This is a genomic window from Myxococcus sp. MH1, from assembly GCF_059738865.1.
Genome location: NZ_AP026947.1, coordinates 400,132 through 419,663 on the forward strand (window position 1 = coordinate 400,132; position 19,532 = coordinate 419,663).

Here is a 19,532-nt window from a genome sequence, read left to right on the forward strand (position 1 = left end):
AATCCGGGGTCCGGGGGATTGTGGCGAAGAGTCGCCGTGATTCCAGAGGGTTGTGGGAGCCGCGCCCGAGTCTGTCGGGTCGCTTCACATTTCTTCACGGACGTGTCCGGCGCGCGCGGGGGAAGGGCGGTTATGTAGGCCGGCACGGCCGCGCGGGCCGGTGGTGGAGGGCGGTCGGCCTTCTTCCGGAGAAACGAGGCGACGCCGATGTTGTCCGAGCTGTCCTCCCGCTCGAGGCCCCTTGCCCTGGTGGTGATGGGCGCATTGCTCGCGTTGCCGATGCGTGGGCGGGCGCAGGAGCTGGAGGCGGTGAGACCCTCCGCGTTCGATCTGCTCGCCCGGAGTCCGGAGCTGGGCGGGTCGGACATCCCGAGGGACCTGCCAGGTCGCGTCACGGTGGGGCCCGCGATGCGGCCGGGGGTGGAGCCTCCCGAGGCGCAGACGTCCTCCCCGGACGAGCACCTCGAAGGCGAGTCGGACTTCCCGCTCAGGGTCTTGACCGACAGGGACCTGGAGAGCGGATCCCCGGTGGCGCCGAGCGAGGGCGCGTTGACGCTGATGCCCGCGCCGTCGACGGCCGAGCCGCGCGAGTTCAAGGTGCTGCCCGCGGTGGTGTCGGTGGTGCCGGGGCTCTTGTTCCACGGGTTGGCGCCGGCGGTGGCGGGGGATGGGCACACGGCGAAGCGGCTGTTCGCGTTGGAGGGCACGGGGCTGGGGCTCATCGCGTTGGGCGGCGTGCCCATCGCGCTCACGGGTGCGTCGCGGAAGACCATCGCGCCGCTGTACGCGGTGACGCTGGCGGGCTTCAGCGTGTTCGGCATCTCGGCGCTCGCGAACCTGTACTCGGTGGCGTCGCCGGCGTTCGACCCGGGGGTGCCTCCACCGTCGTTGCCGCCGCTGGAGCTGGAGATGGGCTACCAGTACGTGAGCGACACGTCGTTCGACTACGACCACTTCGTGTCGTTGGGCGCGGTGGCGCGCTTCGACGAGGTGCAGCTCCGGGCCACCGCGAGGTTGGCGCCGGACGAGGGCAACACGCAGGTGCGGGTGGGCGGGGCGTATCGGTTGCTCGGGGTGTCGGAGCGCAGGCTCGAAGGCTCGGACGGGTCCTCGCTGGACGCGGAGCTGGTGGGGTTGTTCCACCGCTTCCCCACGGAGGGCTTCGCCGTCATCGGCGGAGACGTGGGGCTGCGAGGCCGCTACGCGATGGCGCGGGTGAGCCCGTCCCTGGCGGGCTCGTTCGCCGAGGTGAGCCTGGGCATGTCGATGCAGGGCTACACGTACTTCGGCCCGGTGGACGACGGGAACCTGCACACGCAGTTGCTCTTCACCTTTGGCTACGGCGTGTGGCTGGGGCGCGGAGGCGGGCCGTTCAGGGGTGAGGCGATGCTGTACTACGACCATCGCAAGGATGACTTCGCGGGCGGAGTGCGCTCGTTGGGCGGAGGCGTGGTGGGCAACTTCGGTCTGCGCGGGCGCGTGCTGCTGACGGACGCGTGGGGCGTGGCCGCGGAGGCGCAGGCGGGTGGAGCGCTCGTCGGACGCCTGTCGCTCATCTACGCGTTCGGAGGTGACCTGTGATGCACGAGCGCATGTGTACCGACTCCGCGTCGGGACGTCGTGAGCGGACGCGGGAGAGGACCGAAGTGGCGAGGCCTCGGTCTCTCATGTCCGCGCTGACGCTGCATGGGAGTCGCGCCGCGAAGCAGGGCGCGAGGACGCGTGGTGTCGGCGTGTCGGGTCAGGGAGGAGCGCTGTGATGCGGCTCGGAAGCGTGGGCGTGGTGTCGGCGCTGTTGCTGGCGGGGTGTCTGCGTCCTGCGGAGAACCGCGCGATGCGCGACCTGAAGGTCGGGCAGGCGGAGGGCGGTGGACTCTCGCTCGTGGTGGAGGACGGGCTCGCGGCGGTGCGCGGCGTGGAGTCCGGAGGCGTGACGTTGTGGGGCAACGCCCCGGTCTTCACCGCGCGCGCCACGCTGGACGCGAGCGCGACGACGAACTGGCTCATCACGGTCCGCAACGCGATGCCGGACGCGCGGCTCGTCGCGGAGCTGGAGGACGGCGAGCTGCTCGCGGTGGAGCCCGTGCCCCAGTCGATTCGCACCGTGAAGGCCTGGCGCGTGGGCTTGCGCGCCGGCGCCGTGGCGAAGCTGCACGTCGCGCCGCCGGGCTGGGACTCCGCGGAGCCGTTCCGCTTCGCGGCGCTGGCGGACGTACAGGAGGCGCTGCCTCGGGTGGGAGACATCTACGCGCGCCTGTCGAAGGACCCCACGCTGCGCTTCATCCTCTTCTCCGGAGACCTGACCGAGAACGGCACGCGCGAGCAGCTGCTGGAGTTCCAGGAGCGCCTGGAGGCGGGCTCGCCCATCCCGCTGTACGCGACGCTCGGCAACCACGAGACCTTCTCGAAGGACGCGGAGGAGTACACGGCGCTCGTGGGCCGGGGCAACCAGAGCTTCGTCTTCCAGGGCGTGCGCTTCACCGTGGTGGACTCGAGCAACGGCACGCTGGACCCCATCGTGGAGGAGCAGCTCGACGGGTGGCTCGCGTCGTCGCGACACGGCACGCACGTGGTGTCGATGCACGTGCCGCCCCAGGACCCGGTGGGCCTGCGCGGCGGCGGCTTCGCGAACCGCGGCGAGTCCGCGAGCCTGGTCGGCAAGCTCGCGCGCGAGGGCGTGGACCTCACGCTCTATGGCCACATCCACTCGTACTACTCGTTCACCAACGCGGGCATCCCGGCCTTCATCTCCGGAGGAGGCGGCGCGATTCCGGAGACCTTCGATGGGGTGGGCCGTCACTACCTCGCGGTGGACGTCGGCGCGAACGAGGGGCTGCGCGAGGCGGCCCTGGTGCGCGTGGACTGACGCCGGAACGTCGGCACTGAACGAAGCGTCAGCCGGCGGTGTGTGGGAGGAAACGCGCGCGGGGCCGACAATCCGGCCTCGCAGCGTACCCTCTTGATCTGACACTGAACACGTGAGCAGATGGCGGCCCTACCGCGAGGAGCCAGGAGGCCCGCCATGTTCGATTCGAACGAGAACGACCCCATTTCCCCGGCGCTGCGTGCGCTGCTCGAGCTGTTCACCACGGAGCTGGCGGAGGTGCGCTTCCCGGACATGAGCGGGGACGTGCTGGACGACGCCGCGGCGCAGGTGCGAGCGAAGGCGGAGGCGGTGGCCCAGGCGCAGGCGGCGCTGGAGGCGGCGCGCCAGGGGCTGCAGGAGAGCCAGGACGCGCTGCTGCAGAAGGGCCAGCGCGCGCTGGCCTACGCGCGGGTGTTCTCCGAGGAGAACCCGGAGCTGGCCACGAAGCTGGACGCCATCCACCTGCCGCGTCCGGTGCGCAAGGGGCCGAAGTCGGAGGGCGCCACCTCGGAGCCGGTGGCCGCGGCGAACGGCAACGAGGAGAACGCGCCGAAGCGCCGGGGCCGCCCCCCCAAGGCGCGTCCCGCGCAGGGCGCGTCCCTCTTCTCCGAGGGCGCCACCGCCGAGTCCCTGGCCATCGCCCACGAGGGCAACGGCGTGCTGCCCTCCGCGTAGCGCGAGGGAAGTCGCGTCACACGGAGGAGGGCAGCACCCACTGCCTTGAAAAACCGCGGCCCGGACGCGAGGCCTTCCCGGAGCCCCCCTCCGGAAGAGACCCGCGCCGGGCCACGAGACCGCCCGACCTCCGCGCTCAACGCACGGACGCCGGGCGGGTACACCCGAGACGACTCAGTTCTGCGGGAACGCCGTCCAGCCAGCCATCCAGTTGGTCGTACCGAACGCGCCCACGAAGCGAGCGCTGGTGTCGAAGCCCGCGCCCGGCGTGGCCGCGTTGTCCGGGTTGAGCAGCGGCGAGCCCGTCTTCGGCAGGAAGTTCGGCGCCGTCAGGTTCGTCGCGTCCGTCAGCTGCGGGTCCTGCACCTTCACGCCGTTGGCGGCGACCAGGATCTTCTCCGCCTCGTTGAAGCGGCTCACGTCCGGGTCCACCGTCACGCCGCCCTCCACCTTCGGGTTCGGCGCGAACGGGATGGTGTCCGTCAGGTTCGCGTTGTCCCAGAAGAAGGTGTTGCGGATGGACAGCCGCGAGTCACCGGCCTCGTTGAACAGCGCCGCGGAGGCCTCGCCGTCCACGTCCACCGCCTGGTCCTTGAAGTACGCGACCACCGCGTTGCGCAGGCGGATGCCGGCGCCGGTGTTGAACACCAGGCCCTCCTGCGAGGGGTTGCCACCCGGGTCCGCGTTGGAGCCGATGAACGTCGCGTTCCAGATCTCCGGCGCGCTGATGGGCTCCTGCGTCGGCGTCGTCTTGTGGCTGGACGCCTCGATGCCGCGGTCGCCCACGCGCGGGCTCTGCTGCACCACCAGGAACTGCACCTTGCCCGTGTAGCCCAGGTCGTAGTCCAGCGCGTCGTCGTCCGCCTGCGTGATGACGATGTGCTTGAGGGGCGCGGTGCCACCGAACATCTCGATGCCGTCGTCCAGGCCCAGGTGGACCTGCACGTAGTCGATGTCCGTCGCGGAGCCGCAGCCGCCCACGGTGAGGCCGTTGAGCTCGTTGTTCGGCGCCAGCTCGAAGCCGGCGAACTCGATGCGCGCGTACTTCAGCGTGCCGCAGCTGTGCGCGTCGTCCTGGCCGCCGTACTTCGTCTGCTCGTTGCCGCTGGTGGCGAAGAAGCCCTCGACGGTGGTCTCACCGCCGGAGACGTTCAGCCGCGCCTTGCCCAGCAGCACCACGCCGCCCCAGTCGCCCGCCTCGCGCTGTCCTTCCGCCTTGGAGGACGTGAAGACGATGGGCTTGTCCGCCGTGCCCACCGCGTTGATGCGCGCGTTGCGGGTGATGATGAGCGCGCTGCCCGTCTCACCCTTCACCGTGGCGCCCGCCTCGATGGTGAGCGTGCCGCTGTTGACGAAGACGTACTTCTTCAGCACGTAGGTGTTGCCCGCCTTCCAGGTGGTGTCCGCGGTGATGTCCTGGGAGACCTCCACCGTCTCCGGGTTGGTGGGCTCAGGGTTGGTGGGAGGCGGGTCCTTCTTGTCGTCGTCGCCGCAGCCGGCGGCACCAACCACCAGGCTGGACATGATGAAGAGGGAGGCGAACAAGCGCTTCATGACGAGACTTCCTTTCGGGAGGGGAACTACAGGGAGAGGCCCAGCGACGCGGAGAACGCGAGGCCCGGGCGGAACTCGACGAGGGCGATGTCGCCCTGCTGCAACTTGATGCGGGAGTTGAGGAGGTTGGACGCGGTCAGCTTCAGCTGCGTCGCCTCGGTGAGCTTCTGCGTGACGGCCAGGTCCACGCGGTGGAAGGGCTGCTCGTAGACGTCCGGCAGGTTGTCCGTGCCCACCTCGGCGATGCGGCGGCCGTACACGTTGTAGAGCAGCGCCACTTCCGTGCCGCTCTGCTGCCGCTCGTACCCGAGGTTGACGTTGATGACGTAGGGCGACTGGCCCTGCAGCGGGCGCTTGGAATTGGTCTGCAGGCCCTGCACGTTGCCCAGGTCGATTTCGGACTGGATGAGCGTGAGGTTGGCGCCCACCTTCACCGGCTGCAGGGTGGGGGTGAGGCGCCCCAGCGACGCGCGCGCCTCCAGCTCCAGGCCGTAGGTGTTGGCGGCCGGCGTGTTCTCGAAGTTCATGTCGCCGGAGCCCACGGAGTTGATGACGCGCTCGATGGGGTTCTGGAAGCGCTTGTAGAAGGCGCTGGCGGCGAGGACCTCGTTCTCCCCGGCGAACCACTCGACGCGGGCGTCCACGTTGTGGATGCGCGTCTGCACCAGGTCCGGGTTGCCGGAGATGTTGCGGCGGCGCACGAAGTCGTAGAACGAGAAGGGCGCCAGCTCCCGGAAGGACGGCCGCGCCAGCGTGTAGCTGTAGCCGGCGCGCAGGTTCACCGTGGGGGTGAGCGCGTAGATGGCGTTGAGCGACGGCAGCCAGTCCAGGTAGTTGACGTCGTTGCGGGACGCCTCCACGTCGGTGAACTGGTTGAGCGCGACCAGCTCCTGGCGCGAGCTCTCCAGGCGCACGCCGCCCACCAGGCGCAGGGACTCGGTGGGGGTGACGTCCGCGGTGACGTAGCCGGCGAAGATGCCCAGCGACGCGTCATACGCGTCCGAGTCCGGACGGGTGCTCTCCTGGATGCGCATGCCGTTGCCCAGGTAGTCGCTGCTGAAGAGCACCTCGGGCGGCAGGAAGCGGTCCACGTCCGAGTTGGGGCTGAGGCTGTAGCGGAAGCGGCGGGCGCGGAAGTCGCGGAAGGACAGCTGGGTGAGGCCGCCCACCTTCACGCGCACGTCGCTGAAGGGCACGGTGACGTTGAGGCTGCCGCCGAAGGACGTCTCGCCCAGGTCGGCGAAGAAGCGCTCGCCGCTGTTGGCCTGGTTGGGGAAGGACATGCCGCCGGAGGGGTTGCCCAGGTTGTCGCTGTAGAGCGAGTCGCGGGTGTCCGGCTCGTCGCGGTCCACGCGGGAGAAGTTGGCCTGCCAGTCCACCTCCGAGTCGCCGAACAGGCCGATGCGGTGGAAGCCGCGCAGCTGGTTGAAGGACAGCTGCCGGACGATGAACTGCAGGCGGCTGCCCTGGTAGAGGTCGCCCTTGAGCGAATCCACGCCGTCGCTGGTGGTGGTGCGCGTCTCGGTGCCGCGGGTGTAGAGGCTGAAGAGGGTCAGCTCGTTGTCGCGGTCCAACTGGTAGCCCACGCTGGCCAGGCCGCTCAGGTTGGCGACCTCGGTGCCCAGCTGCGTCTGGGCGTCGTCGTAGCTGACGAAGTCGCCGCGCAGGTCATACGCGGCCTTGGTGTACTGGGTGCGCTGGGTGTTCTCGCGGTGGCCGTAGTTGACGGTGGCCAGGTAGCCCAGGCGCTTGTTCTCGAAGCGCAGCGTGTCGCCGAGCGACGCGCTCAGGCCCATGTTCGGCAGCGCGGTGGTGCGGCGCGCGTTCCACACGTTGTTGAAGCTGTTCCACTGGCGGGTCAGCTCCTCGCGCGACTCGCCGCCGTTGCCCAGGGCGTGGTCGGTGGGGATGGCTGCGGGCAGGCGGCGGGTGTCGCCGGGGAAGCCGAGGAACTCCATGGCGCCGCCGCCGCGCTGGGCGTTGCGACCCTGGAAGGTGGACTCGGTGTCGCCGCCGAAGGTGATGCGCGGCTTGAACTCGAACTGGCTGGGGTAGGTGTTGGTCTCGATGAGCAGCGTGCCGCCGCCGAAGGAGCCGGGCAGGTCGGCGGTGTAGCTCTTGACCACGTTGAGGTTGGCGAGCAGGGACGTGGGGAAGAGGTCCAGCGGGACGCTGGGCTCGTCGGGCTCGGGGCTGGGCAGGAGCGCGCCGTTGAGCAGGGTGGTGGTATAGCGGCCGCCCAGGCCGCGCAGGAGGACGTAGCGGCCATCGACGACGGTGGCGCTGACCACGCGCTTGACGGCGTCGGAGGCGCTGGAGTCGGGGGTGCGGGAGATCTCCTGGGCGCTGATGGCGTCGGAGACGGCGGCGGCCTTCTTGCGCTCCTGGAGCAGGGCGCCCTCGGCGCGGCGGTCCGCGCGGGCCTCGACGACGACCTCCTGCACGGCGCCCACGTCGGCGCTGAGCGCGACGTCCAGCTTGGTCGCCTTGCCCTGGGTGACGATGACGCCCGTGATTCGGCGGCCCTGGTACACGTCGTAGAAGACGCGCAGGTCGTACTTGCCGGGGGGGAGCGCGAGCCGGTAGTTGCCGTCCAGGTCCGTGAGCGCCTGCTTCTGCGCGCCCGTGACGACCTTCACGGTGGCCTCGATGAGGCCCTCCTGGTTCGTCTCGTCGACGACCTTGCCGTAGACGCCCGTGAAGCCCGCGGGAGGCTCGGAGGCTTCGGCCATCATCGCCTCGTCCTCGGCCGTCACGGCTTCGTCGGTCGCGATGCCCTCGGTCGGGACTTCCTCGGCGCCCGGCGTCTGCACGGTGGCGGGAGGCTGCGAGCCGTCCGGCTGCGCGGCGCTCGGAGTCTGCGCGCCATCGGGCTGCGTGGCACCCGGCGTCTGCACGGTGGCGGGAGCCTGCGCGCCATCAGGCTGCACGGTGGCGGGAGCCTGCGTGGCGCCCGGCTGCGAGCCATTCGGCCTCACCGTGCCGGGAGCTTGCATGGCGCCCGGCTGCGAGCCGTCCGGCTGTGCGGTGGAGCCCTGCTGCGAGCCATTCGGCTGCACGGCGGCGGGAGCCTGTGTGGCGCCCGGCTGCGCGGTGGCGGGAGCCTGCGTGGCACCAGACTGCGGCGTGTTCGGCGCGGGTGAGGGCGGAGGTGTCTGTGATTGCTTCGTTCCGTCGGGCGCGAGCGCCATGCCGGGCGCCGAGGGGCGCAGCTCCTCCGACGGGGGCGCGTTGGGGTCCGTCACGGGCGGGACGACCTGCGTCTCCGTCCCGGACGGCGTGCTTTCCCCGCCGGGGGTGGAAGGGGTTTGACCGAGGGCCGCCACGGCGGGAGCGACGGGCTCCTGGCCGTTCATCCGCGAGAACGCGGGGGTGGTGATGAGGGTGAGCGCCGCCACGAGGGCGCGCGAAAAGCTTGCGGGAGACAACACGACTCTCCTTGCCAACGGTCGCGCCGTAAACAACGCGATACGGATGGCATTGGAATGGATGGCTTGTGACGATTCAGGCGGCGGATCGCAAACTCGAGGTCACGACCCGCCGCCGCGCGGAAGACTCAGTCCGCGAGCTTGTCAGGCAGCACGCCCACGGTGAGATTGCCTCCCCGGGCGAGGTCCAGCACTTCCATGGCGGCGCCGTAGGGCACGTCGTCGCCCGCGTCGAAGAACACGATTTTGTCCGGGCGCGCGTTGAGCATGCGCTGGAGCCGGGTGACCACCTGGTCCCTCGGCACCTCTTCCCGGTTGATGCGCAGCACGCCCGCGCGGTCCACCGTGAGCACCACCGGCGGCAGCGCGTCCGGAGGCGGAGGCGTGGTGTCCTCCTTGTCCGGCTTGGCCGGCACCGTCATCCACATCTGCTTGGTCATCAGCGGCGTGACGACCATGAAGATGATGAGGAGGACGAGCACCACGTCCACCAGCGGCGTCACGTTCATCGAGGGGCGAAGGCCGCCCTTGGCTCCACCGAGGTCGAATGCCATGGCGTGCTCCTACGGGCCCTTCTTCTCGACGACCTGGAGGTTGATGCCCGGAAAGCCCATCTCCTGCATGCTCTTGAAGAGCCCGCGCACCTCGGAGTAGCGCACGCCGCGGTCCGCCTTGAGCACCACGGGCGAGTCCGGCTTCTCTTCGCGCAGCGCCTTGAGCTCCACCATGAGCGCGTCCTTCTTGAGCTCCTTGCGGTCCAGGTAGAAGAACCCGTTGGTGGCCAGGCTCACCGTGGTGGGCTCCAGCTCCTTGTTCTCCTTGTCCGGGTTCGTGGCGGCGGGCAGCTCCACGGACGCGCCCGACTCGATCTGCGGCGTCACCACCATGAAGATGATGAGGAGGACGAGCACCACGTCGACCAGCGGCGTGACGTTCATCTCCGGGGTGAGGCTGCTACGCCGGGCGGACATCGAGCCCCTCCCGGCGCGCCACCGTCTCCGGGCCCGTGGCCACGGCGCCGTTGTTGGCGCCCGGGCGCTTGTCCGTGGACATGTCCTCCAGGTGGTCCATCAGCTCGCTGCGCGCCGCATCCAGCGACAGCTGGAGCGAGTCCGCGCGCGTCGACAGGAAGTTGAACATCAGCACCGCGGGGATGGCGACGAGCAGGCCCAGCGCCGTGACGACGAGCGCCTCGGCGATACCCGCGGACACCGCGCCCAGGCCGCCGGAGCCCTCCTTGGCGATGCCGGAGAAGGCCTCGATGATGCCGACCACCGTGCCGAGCAGCCCGACGAACGGCGCCACCGAGCCCACCGTGGCGAGCACGGACATCCCGCGCCGCACGTCCGCGCTGACGCGCTCGTTGATGCGCACCAGCTCGCGGCGGGTGAGCTCCACCGGGCCCAGCTTGCCCGCGGGCAGCTTGGACTTGGCGAGGAAGGTCTTCATGCCACCGCCGAGCAGCATGGCCAGGTGGCTGCCCTTGGTGCCCTCCGCCTCCTTCACCAGCGCCTCGTGCTGCTGCTGCAGGAGGAGCTGGCCGGCGCGGGCGGCGAAGACGCGCGACCTGCTGCGCGAGCGGAAGAACACGAACAGACGCTCGAAGAACACCGCCAGGGACGCGACGGCGAAGAGCATCAGCGTCCAGGCGATGCCCAGGGCGAACACGCCCATGTGGTTGTAGATGTCCCGAAGATTGAAGTTCATGACGAGGTGCTCCTGGGGGGCAGGTGCGGGGTGAGACAGACGACCTACGACTTGAGACGGAAAGGAACCTTGAAGATGCGGAAGACCGCCGTGGGGCGGCCCTCGACGACGGCGGGCTTGAAGCGCCACGTGCGCACCGCGGACATCGCCGCGCTGGCGAACGGCTCGTCACCGCGCATGACCTTGAGCTGGGTGACGCGGCCATCCACCTCGACGACGCCCTTGAGGATGACCATGCCCTCCTGACCGCGTGAGCGCGCGTCGGAGGGGTATTCGGGGATGAGGTTGGACTCGAGCGGCTCGGGCGGCGTGGCCGACTCGGGCAGGTTGATGGGGGCCGCGCGGCCGCCACCTCCCGCGAGTCCCGTGCCCGTGCCCGTGCCACCCACCACGCCGCCGGGCACCAGCGCGCCCGTGCCTCCGACGGCGATGGGCGCGGCGGCCACGGTCTCCGTGGCGGCCTCGGGCGGCTTCTCGAGCGGCACCGCCTGCGGCGCGACGATGGCGGCGGGCGCGACGAGCGGGGCGGCGGGAGGGGGCGCCTTGGCCACGGCGGGCGGCGCGGCCTTGGGCGGCAGCTTGGCCTTGGGCGGCGGCGCGGGAGGCGGGGGCGGAGGCGGCTTCACCTCGACGACGGGAGGCGGGGGCGGACGGAAGACGACGTCCGTGCCCTTCTTCTCCTGGATGACCTCACGGACCTTGTCGGCGGCGGAGACCACCACGACGCCGATGAGCACGAAGACGGCGACGGACGCCGAAGTGGAGAGCGCGAACCTTCGCGCCGAGGCGACATCGGAGGCGCTGTCGAACGTTTCGAACATGGCTGACGCGCATATAGCGACGCCATGTTTCAGGGGTGTCCGGACCCCGTGACACTTTCAGGCCAGGAAGATGACGGAAGCGTCACGACGCCCGCATGCCACGCAGGGTGCGCGGCAGACGGGCGAGAGTGTCACCGGGCGTCATGGCCGACAGCGAGCCCTGCTTGCGCACCTGCCACAGCGTGGCGATCAGCAACGCGGTGTAGATGAGGGCGAAGGGGCGCATCAGCATCACATGATGCGACCAGTCGAACCCCAGGCCCTTGTCGGAGAACACGGTGCCGATGAAGGCGATCACCGCGACCAGGGTGAGGTTGCCGCGCGCGCGCCCCTCGGTGGCCGCGCGCACCAGGGGCCACGCGAGCACGTAGTTGGCCCGCCACGCCAAAGGTGACAGGAGCGTCACGCCCAGGCAGCACAGGGCCAACAGGTCCGCGGGACCGGGCCGGGCCCACGCCACGCCCACCAGGAACACGGTGAGGGCGACCAGCTGCGCCAGGGTGATGGTGGCGCCGGGGGGCGTCTCGAGCGAGCCCGGGTAGAACAGGGAGATGAACAGCGTGGGCAGGCCCTGCGCGTTGGTGCTGAGCACCCAGGGCGGCGTGGTGCGCGCGAGCGTCTCGCTCCACAGCTGGAACTGGGCGAGCGTGCCGTCCCAGCCATAGCGCGCCAGGGTGGGCAGGCAGAGGAGCGCGCCGAACACGGCGGTGGCGCCGATGACCTTCCAGTGCCGGCGCCACAGGAAGAACAGGCCGATGAGGGCCGCGGGGGGCTTGAGCAGGAAGGCCACGGCGAAGGCCGCGCCGGGGCGCCACACCTGTCCGCGCTCGGCGCCCAGGGCCGAGACGACGACGAGCAGGAGCATGACGACGTCGACCTGGCCGTAGAACAGCTCGAAGGTGAAGGCGGGGAGCAGGGCGATGGTGGCGAGCGGGGGCCCCCAGGACCAGGGGGGCGCTTCGCCTGCGCCATGGGGGGCGCGGCGGGTGAGCCGGGCCACGGCGATGAGCGCGAGGATGGAGCCCACGTTCCACAGCGCCACGGCCATGCGCGAGGGCAGCAGGGAGAAGGGGATGAAGAGGGGCGCGGTGATGGGCGCGTACTTGAACGGCATGGTGCCGTCGGAGACGCGGTAGAGGTCAGTGCCCTCGATGAAGCGCTCGGCCGCGGTGAGGTAGACGCGGAAGTCCACGCCCCGGCGGGGGTGCTGGCCCACGGCGACGGCGGCGACGAGGAGCACGGCGAGCACCAGCCACCACAGCCAGCGGGCCCACCGGGTGGTGGTGTAGGTCGTCTGGCTGGAGGGCTCGCTGAGCGCACTCGCGGACTGGGACGAGGTCGTCACGGGGCCAGGCTCCGGGTCGGGTGGACGGGCCCATTCACGCGAGGTGAGGGCCATGGGCGGGGAAGGCCGTGGTGTCGGCACGGCCCCAGGGCATCGACGTTCATCGCGGGAATGAAGGGCGGGGGAGGTGTTCACCATTTCACGCCGGGGCCCTGCCCGGCAACGGCCTGTGCGTGGAGGAGGGGGCGGGCTCCACGGGCAGGGGGCCATCTCCGGCACGCGGTGTCCGGCGGTGTGGGCCTGGCGTGGAGGGAGGTGTTTCACTGACCTGGCGGCACATGAGCCTGGCCAGGGAGCGTGCGGGCGCTCGACGTCATGTCTCACGGGCGATGACGGCCCGCCCGCGCGGAGGGCGCGCGGGGGTGTTGTCTGGGATGGGTCGCCCGGACGCAAAGTCAGACATGCGTGCGGGCGACGACCGCCGTCGACACGCTACAGCCCGTACTCCTCGAGCAGCCGCAGCCACACCTCGCTCATGGTGGGGAACGACGGCACCGCGTGCCAGAGCGTGTCGAGCGACACCTCACCCGCGACGGCGATGGTGGCCGCGTGCAGCATCTCGCCCACCTCCGGGCCGGTGAAGGTCGCGCCCAGGACGACGCGCCGCTTCTCGTCCACCACCAGCTTCGCGGTGCCGCCCAGCTTCTCGCCGAGCAGCGACGTGCCCGACACCTTGCCCAAATCGTACTGCACCGTGCGCACGGGCAGCCCCTTCTCGCGGGCCTTCACCTCGGTGAGCCCCACGCTGGCCACCTGCGGGTGCGTGAAGATGACCTGCGGCGTGGCCTTCGTGTCGGCCCACGCGCTCGCCTTCTTCCCCGCGATGACGTCGCCCACCAGGCGCGCCTGGTACTTGCCCATGTGTGTCAGCAGATTTCGCCCGTTCACGTCTCCGCAGGCATAGAGCCACCCTCCCTCCACGCCCTTCGCGCGAAGCTGGTCGTCCACCTGCACCGTCTCGCCGGGCTTCAGCCCCACCGTCTCCAGCCCCAGCTCGTCCGTGCGGGGCACGCGGCCCATGCCCACCAGGAGCGCGTCCGCGCGGAGCTCCTCGCCCGTCGACAGCTTCACCGTCACCTCGCCCTGTCCCCCAGGCCGGCTCACGTTCGTGACGGTGGCCCCCTTCACCACCTTCACGCCGTCCTCGCGCAGCGCATGCTCCACCTGCTCGCCCACGAAGGGCTCGAAGCGGGACAGGAGCGCCTTGCCACGCTCCACCAGCGTCACCTCCGCGCCGAGCGAGCGCCATGCCTGCGCCAGCTCCGCCGCGACCACGCCGCCGCCCAGCACCAACAGTCGCTGGGGCACCTGCTTCGCCGCCGTGCCCTCGCGGTTGTCCCAGGGCCGCGCCTCCTTCAGCCCCGGGATGTCCGGGATGCGAGGCCGGCTGCCGGTGGCCAGCACCACCGCGCGCTTCGCCTCCAGCTCGCGCACGCCGCCGTCCTTCGCTTCCACGCGCACCTTGCGTGGGCCCGCGAGCTTGCCGTGGCCACGCACCACCTTCAGCTTCGCGCCCTCCGCCCACTTCACCTGCGAGTCGTCCTTGTAGTAGCCGACCATCGCGTCGCGGTGCTCGAGCACCGCGCTGGCCACCAGCGGACCCTTGAGGGTCTCCCGCACGCCGGGCACCTGCTTCGCCAGCCACAGCGCGTCTGCCGGACGCAGCAGCGCCTTGCTCGGGATGCAGGCCCAGTACGAGCACTCACCGCCGAGCAGCTCGTGCTCCACCAGGGCCACCGACAACCCGGCCGCGGCGGCTCGCGCTCCCGCGTTCTCGCCCGTGGGCCCACCACCAATCACCACCACATCGAAGACTTCCGCCATGTGTTCGCCCTCGCGCTCCTGCTGCGTAGGCAGCAAGGTGCGGGTGGGCCAATCCCACCGGGGGCTCCTCGTCGGATGGTGGAAAGAGGCGATGGCCACCACCGGACATCCGCGCGGCGCCCTTGGGAGTCCCGCGCCGTGCGCTGTCCGCCAGGAGACGACGGCCCCGCCCCGCGAGGATGTCGAGCACCGCTGTCAGGACGGCGGCCACGTCCTCGTCCGCGTCCGCCGTGGAACGCGGGCCGGCGATGAGCGCCTCCTCGCGTGAGACGTGAACCCAGTCAGGTCCGTGGCGGATGCGTCCGTGCGCGGCGGGAGGTGTGCCATGGGGACTGCGCTCAACGGTGTCTCGGGTCGCTTCGCGTCGTGCGCCTCCCTCGGAGACTGAGCCCCGCTTCCTCGTCGGCCCTCGCGGCCAGGTGGGACGAAGCAGGCCGGTTCCCGGACGGGACGGCAGGGCGTGAAGCCATTGTCACCGTGCAATCCGGCGACGTGACACGGGTGTGCTCGGGAGCGTGAGCCCCGACACCTCGTCGCGCGTGGCCCGGCTGGGAATCCTTTCGTCCACTCATGTCTTCTTCCAGGAACCGTCGTTCCCGCGCGCCGCGTCGGCGTGAGGGTGCTTCATCGTCGTCCTCCGAAATCCTCTCCGCGCATCACCTGCGCGTGCAGTCCTCGCTGTCCCATGAGGTGGCGCACCTCTTCCGCTCGGAGCTGTCGGACCCTTGCTTCGAGGGACTCCAGCTCGCGTCGTTCGAGCTGACACCGGACGGTCGCCTCATCCACATCGGCTACACCCTCACGCCCGAATCCGAGGCCAGTCCTCGTGAAGTGCAGGACGCGCTGGCCAGGACCCACGGCTATCTGCGCTCGCTGCTCGCCGAGCACCTGAATCTCAAGCGCATCCCACGGCTGCGCTTCACGTTCATCGGTGTCACGGAGCAGGGAGGTGCGCGATGAGCCCGCGCGTCCTCCCCGCCGAGCCCGGGGGCGTGCCCATCCTCGCGTGGACGCGCCGTCTGCCACCGGGCGCGGAGGAGCAGCTGCGCCTCATCGCGTCCCAGCCCTATGTCGTCGAGCACGTGGCCGCGATGCCGGACCTCCACGTCGCGCGGCGCATCGCGGTGGGCTCCGTGTTCGCCACCGGGCATCACATCGTGCCCGGCGCGCTCGGAGGAGACCTGGGCTGCGGCGTGCGCGCGTACCGCTTCGCGTATCCCGCCGCGCTGCTCGGTCGAGACCTGCTGGAGTCGCTGCTCACGCGTCTGTCCCGGGTCATCCCGGTGGGAGACGCCACGCACCGGGGCAGGGGGCTCGCGCTGCCCGTCGAGCTGGAGTCACCCCCGCTCTCCACCCAGCGACTGGGCCGCGAGTGGGCGCGACTGGCGCCCCGGCACCTGGGCACGCTCGGCGGAGGCAACCACTTCGTCGAGCTGGACCGGGACGCGGGCGGCGACCTGTGGTTGCTCCTGCACTCCGGCTCGCGGGGCGTGGGCGCCACCATCGCCGACCACCACCTCCGCGTCGCCACGGCGCTCGGGGAGGGCACGCTGCCGGGCCTGAGCCTGCACACCCCCGAGGGCGCCGCGTGCCTCGCGGACACCCAATGGGCGTGCCGCTTCGCCCGTGCCAACCGCGACGTGCTCGCCGCCCGCGCGCTGGAGGTGCTGTCCGACGTGCTCGGCATCACCCCCGACGCCGACGCCACCGTGGACGTCCACCACAACCACGTGGCCCCGGAGGAGCACTTCGGCCGCACGCTCTGGGTCCACCGCAAGGGCGCGGTGGGCCTGGAGGCCGGACAGCGAGGCCTCATCCCCGGCTCCATGGGCACCGCCTCCTATGTGGTGGAGGGCCTGGGCGAGCCCCGCTCGTTCCGCTCCTGCTCCCACGGCGCCGGACGTGTCCTCTCCCGGACGGAGGCGCGGGCCCGAATCCGTCCCGCCGCCCTGGAGCACGCCCTGCGCCGCGTGGTGCATGACGCCGGGAAGGCCGACTCCCTGGTGGAGGAGGCCCCCGCCGCCTACCGGGACATCGCCGAGGTGCTCGAGGACGAGGCCGACCTCGTCACCCCCGTGCGCCGGCTGACGCCCATCGCCGTCCTCAAGGGCTGAAACACCCCGGAACGGGGCCCGGTGGCAGGCCAGCGCCGGGCTCCGCCGATACACCCGGAGCGATGTATTCACTCCAGGTGGAATTCGGCGTCCGAGGACGGCTCTTTCCGGGGTTGATCCACCTCCGCGTCGAACCTGACGTCAGAGTGGGTTCCCGAGGCCGTCCAGATGCCGTAGAATCGGCCGCCAGAAGTACACGTGCGAACCTGCTGGGGCGTCGTCTAATGGCAGGACATCAGACTTTGACTCTGAGTATCAAGGTTCGAATCCTTGCGCCCCAGTCAATCCGCTCCGGGGGGACGCGGTAGCCAGCGCGTCCGTCCGCGTGCATGAAGGACGGTGGCCCGATGCCGCAGAAGACACTCCTGCTGGTCTCCGTGGGAAGCCAGACCGCTTCCCTGTTGAAAGACCTCCAGGACCCGTTGGCGACCCAGATGGGGACCGCCTCGGTGGTGTCGAAGGTCGTCCTGACCACGCCCGCCTACGCCTTCAACAAGGACCGGTCGCAGTACCACTGCAACGCCATCATGAAGCGGCTCACGCCGATGATGGAGCCGGGGCAGCAGCTGGTGCTGGGGGTGACGGACGTGGACCTGTTCGTGCCGGACTCGCCGTTCGTCTTCGGTGAGGCGGACCGGGAGTCGCGCACGGCGGTGGTGAGCGTGTTCCGGCTGCGCCAGGGCGCGGACGGGGAGCACCTGCGACGGCGCATCCAGGTGGAGGCCATCCACCAGGCTGGTCACCTGCTCGGGCTGTCCTACTGTGAGGACCCCCGGTGCGTGATGTTCTTCGCGCAGACGCCGCAGGACTGCGACCGCAAGCAGCTGTCGCTCTGCAACCAGTGTCGCAACGAGCTCAACAAGCTCAACCGGTGAGAGCGCGGCGCCCTGCGCCCGCCTGCCCGTGAATGCCGTCGGATGCGTTGACGTCCGACCCCGTGCGCCCTGTAGTGCGGGGCTGCGGGACCGGGCCGGCTGACGTGGAGCGACGACTGTGATGACGGGCATGCGGGTTTTCGTCGGGGGCGTGTTGGCGGTGGGGTTGTTGGGCGGGTGCGAGGCGCTCGACGACGCGGGTGGCGGTGGTGGCATCGGCGACGTCGACTTCCGCCGGGGCTTCGCCTTCGTGCGGGAGGACGACCGCAACGTCTACGTGGTGGATGACGCGGGGGACCCCAACAGTCCGCAGCGGCTGACGAGCGCGGGCGGGGCGTACTGGCCCTCCGTGTCGCGGGATGGCCGCAGCGTCGTCTTCGTGACGCGCGCCACCAACGGCGCCACCGCCCTGCAGACGGTGCCCACCACGGGCGGCACGGTGGCCACGCTGTTCGGCGCCAACGACCCGGCGTGCGCGCGCGGCTGCTCCAACTTCCGCACGCCCACCTTCAGCCCGGACGGCCGCAGCGTCGTCTTCGTCTTCTCCCCGGGCAACAGCTCGCTGACGTCGCTGGGCCGGGTGAACACCGACGGCAGCGGCTTCCAGGAGCTCACCCCCAACACCACCATCGCCTACGGGGCGCCGTCGTTCGTGCCCAACGGCAGTGCGCTGGTGGCGCCCGCGGGCAGCGGCCTGCAGCAGCTCAACCAGGTGGCGTACGTGCCGCTGACGGGCGGCTCCATCATCTACACCTCGTCCCTGGGGGACGTCGTCGCGGTGGCCAACCGCGTCGTGGTGTCGCCGGACGGCACGCAGGTGGCGCTGGATGGACGCGGGGGCTCGGGCAGCGTGCGCACCTACGTGACGTCGCTGTCGAACGGGCGGCTGGGCGCGCTGCGGCGCGTGACGAGCTACGGCGGCGCGAGCGCCCAGGAGACGTGGCCCATGTGGACGGGCGTAAGCCAGGTGGGCTTCCTCTTCGCCGACTCGGCGGGCAGCGACCCGGGCATCTACCGCGCCACGGTGGCCGCGGCGCCGTCCAACTCCGTCACGCTCGCGGTGCCCAGCGCCGCCGAGCCCTCGTACGGCCCCCTGTAGTCCCCAGGGCGGGTGGCATCCGCGCCCCCAAAGGCGCGATGCTCGCGAGCACGGAGGCTTCCAGATGTCCCTCTTCGACGCCGTGCTCGCCAACGACAGCAGGTCCCTGAGCGCCCAGCTCGCCGCGGGCGCCGACCCCAACCCCTTCGATGACGAGGGGCTCACGCCGCTGATGGTCGCGGCGCGCGAGGGCCACTCGGAGCTGGTGGCGCTGCTGCTGGAGGCGGGCGGGGACCCCATCCTCACCAACGCCCTGGGCGAGACGGCCCTCGTGCTGGCCGCCACCTACGGCAACACGGACAGCGTCCGCCTGCTGTGGGACTCCGGCTCCCAGGCCGACCAGGACATGGCCCGCGCGCACCTGGCCACCGGGCGGACGGGCACCACGGCGCCCACCCAACCCGAGGGGTTTCGTCACAAGCTCGCGTCGGCCAGCGCGTACGTGGCCGGCAAGCTGGGCGATGACGGCCCCACCGCGCGGCTGGAGCGGGCGCTGCGTTCGCAAAAGCAACGCAAGCCCTGAGCGCGCGTCGGCGCGGCGACAGTCGCGCCGTTCACCAGAGGCCACGCGCGCCCGGACGCTGTCACCGACCCCGCCCGCGGGACATACGGTGGTCTGGAAGTGTGAAGCGAGACCCCGCGCGTCGGGTCCTCTATGGAGCGGCCACATGGAGACCCCTGAACCGAAGCTCGTCCAGGGCGGGACGGTCCACGGACTGTTCCAGATTGCGCTGAAGGACCGCCTCTCCGCCGCCGGCTGGGAGGCGCTGCGCGAGGCGGGCCTGGACCTGTCCAAGCCCCTGCTGCCCACCTATCCGCTGTCGCAGTGGCTGCGCTGGCAGCGCATCGTGCTCGCGGATGTGTGGCCGGACCTCCCGGAGGGCGAGGCGTGGCGCCAGCTGGGCCACACCGTGATGCAGGGGCTGCTGGGCACGGTGTTGGGGCGGATGCTCGGCGTGGGGGTGCGCGCGCTGGGGCCCCAGTTCGTGCTGTTCCAGCTCAACCGCGGCTTTCGCGGCGCGGACAACTACGTGACGTCCCAGGTGAAGGCGAGCGCACCGGGGCGCGTGGAGCTGTGGCTCAGCGACATCAACGAGCGGCCCACCTACTACGCGGGCGTGCTGGAGTCGGTGCTCACGCTCTCCGGCGCGCGAGGTCCCCGCGTCGCCATCCTCCACCGCGAGGGCCCCTCCTGCACGTACCTGCTGGAGTGGGAGCCCTGAG

At 70.9% G+C, this 19,532-nt stretch carries 17 protein-coding genes and 1 tRNA gene; 10 read left to right on the forward strand and 8 right to left on the reverse strand.

Annotation, left to right across the window (positions count from 1 at the left end; genetic code table 11):
* Positions 1-207: 207 nt before the first annotated feature.
* From AC6JA9_RS01600 to AC6JA9_RS01610, 3 genes are all read left to right on the forward strand, one after another.
* Positions 208-1,581, forward strand: coding sequence for a hypothetical protein (locus AC6JA9_RS01600; RefSeq protein ID WP_223782148.1), 1,374 nt, complete (start codon positions 208-210; stop codon positions 1,579-1,581).
* Positions 1,582-1,759: 178 nt separating this feature from the next.
* The gene (locus tag AC6JA9_RS01605; RefSeq protein ID WP_223751854.1) at positions 1,760-2,866 is read left to right on the forward strand and encodes a metallophosphoesterase family protein; all 1,107 of its coding nucleotides are present in this window, start codon (positions 1,760-1,762) and stop codon (positions 2,864-2,866) included.
* Positions 2,867-3,022: 156 nt separating this feature from the next.
* Positions 3,023-3,541, forward strand: a complete 519-nt coding sequence (locus AC6JA9_RS01610; protein ID WP_223751853.1) for a hypothetical protein — start codon at positions 3,023-3,025, stop codon at positions 3,539-3,541.
* Between the two features lie 174 nt (positions 3,542-3,715).
* Here the strand turns inward: AC6JA9_RS01610 and AC6JA9_RS01615 are convergent, their stop codons facing one another.
* The 8 genes from AC6JA9_RS01615 to AC6JA9_RS01650 all read right to left on the reverse strand — a co-directional run bounded on the left by AC6JA9_RS01615 (position 3,716) and on the right by AC6JA9_RS01650 (position 14,220).
* Positions 3,716-5,095 carry a beta-helix domain-containing protein gene (locus AC6JA9_RS01615; RefSeq protein WP_497958987.1) on the reverse strand — a complete coding sequence of 460 codons (1,380 nt, stop codon included), beginning with the start codon at positions 5,093-5,095 and terminating at the stop codon, positions 3,716-3,718.
* 26 nt (positions 5,096-5,121) lie between these two features.
* On the reverse strand, positions 5,122-8,286 hold the full coding sequence (locus AC6JA9_RS01620; RefSeq protein ID WP_497960614.1) for a TonB-dependent receptor domain-containing protein: 3,165 nt from the start codon (positions 8,284-8,286) through the stop codon (positions 5,122-5,124).
* Positions 8,287-8,651: 365 nt separating this feature from the next.
* Positions 8,652-9,077 (reverse strand): ExbD/TolR family protein, encoded by a 426-nt coding sequence (locus tag AC6JA9_RS01625; protein ID WP_141324143.1) that lies wholly within the window; start codon positions 9,075-9,077, stop codon positions 8,652-8,654.
* A 9-nt stretch (positions 9,078-9,086) separates the two neighbouring features.
* The gene (locus AC6JA9_RS01630) at positions 9,087-9,494 is read right to left on the reverse strand and encodes an ExbD/TolR family protein (RefSeq protein WP_141324144.1); all 408 of its coding nucleotides are present in this window, start codon (positions 9,492-9,494) and stop codon (positions 9,087-9,089) included.
* Positions 9,478-10,230: a MotA/TolQ/ExbB proton channel family protein gene (locus tag AC6JA9_RS01635; protein WP_223782151.1), complete on the reverse strand. Its 753-nt coding sequence runs from the start codon at positions 10,228-10,230 to the stop codon at positions 9,478-9,480. The genes AC6JA9_RS01630 and AC6JA9_RS01635 overlap by 17 nt, the downstream gene beginning before the upstream one ends.
* A gap of 44 nt (positions 10,231-10,274) precedes the next feature.
* Positions 10,275-11,051 (reverse strand): energy transducer TonB, encoded by a 777-nt coding sequence (locus AC6JA9_RS01640; protein ID WP_305070718.1) that lies wholly within the window; start codon positions 11,049-11,051, stop codon positions 10,275-10,277.
* Between the two features lie 82 nt (positions 11,052-11,133).
* Positions 11,134-12,396 carry a glycosyltransferase family 87 protein gene (locus tag AC6JA9_RS01645; protein WP_223751851.1) on the reverse strand — a complete coding sequence of 421 codons (1,263 nt, stop codon included), beginning with the start codon at positions 12,394-12,396 and terminating at the stop codon, positions 11,134-11,136.
* Positions 12,397-12,828: 432 nt separating this feature from the next.
* The gene (locus tag AC6JA9_RS01650; protein ID WP_223751850.1) at positions 12,829-14,220 is read right to left on the reverse strand and encodes a dihydrolipoyl dehydrogenase family protein; all 1,392 of its coding nucleotides are present in this window, start codon (positions 14,218-14,220) and stop codon (positions 12,829-12,831) included.
* 570 nt (positions 14,221-14,790) lie between these two features.
* On the opposite strand from AC6JA9_RS01650, the gene AC6JA9_RS01655 reads away from it, so the two are divergent.
* The 7 genes from AC6JA9_RS01655 (at position 14,791) to AC6JA9_RS01685 (ending at position 19,531) form a co-directional block, all read left to right on the forward strand.
* Positions 14,791-15,180 carry a ribosome-binding factor A gene (locus AC6JA9_RS01655; RefSeq protein WP_223751849.1) on the forward strand — a complete coding sequence of 130 codons (390 nt, stop codon included), beginning with the start codon at positions 14,791-14,793 and terminating at the stop codon, positions 15,178-15,180.
* Positions 15,177-16,334: an RtcB family protein gene (locus AC6JA9_RS01660; RefSeq protein WP_426748468.1), complete on the forward strand. Its 1,158-nt coding sequence runs from the start codon at positions 15,177-15,179 to the stop codon at positions 16,332-16,334. Before AC6JA9_RS01655 ends, AC6JA9_RS01660 begins: the two co-directional genes overlap by 4 nt.
* Before the next feature lie 210 nt (positions 16,335-16,544).
* Positions 16,545-16,615: transfer RNA gene (locus AC6JA9_RS01665), tRNA-Gln, on the forward strand.
* A gap of 66 nt (positions 16,616-16,681) precedes the next feature.
* Positions 16,682-17,209 carry a non-proteolytic archaemetzincin-like protein gene (locus AC6JA9_RS01670; protein ID WP_046710478.1) on the forward strand — a complete coding sequence of 176 codons (528 nt, stop codon included), beginning with the start codon at positions 16,682-16,684 and terminating at the stop codon, positions 17,207-17,209.
* Positions 17,210-17,330: 121 nt separating this feature from the next.
* On the forward strand, positions 17,331-18,308 hold the full coding sequence (locus AC6JA9_RS01675) for a TolB family protein (RefSeq protein ID WP_223751847.1): 978 nt from the start codon (positions 17,331-17,333) through the stop codon (positions 18,306-18,308).
* Positions 18,309-18,372: 64 nt separating this feature from the next.
* Entirely contained in the window at positions 18,373-18,831 is a 459-nt protein-coding gene (locus tag AC6JA9_RS01680; protein ID WP_223782154.1) for an ankyrin repeat domain-containing protein, read from the forward strand.
* A gap of 145 nt (positions 18,832-18,976) precedes the next feature.
* Positions 18,977-19,531 carry a DUF2378 family protein gene (locus tag AC6JA9_RS01685; RefSeq protein ID WP_497958988.1) on the forward strand — a complete coding sequence of 185 codons (555 nt, stop codon included), beginning with the start codon at positions 18,977-18,979 and terminating at the stop codon, positions 19,529-19,531.
* Position 19,532 lies beyond the last annotated feature (1 nt).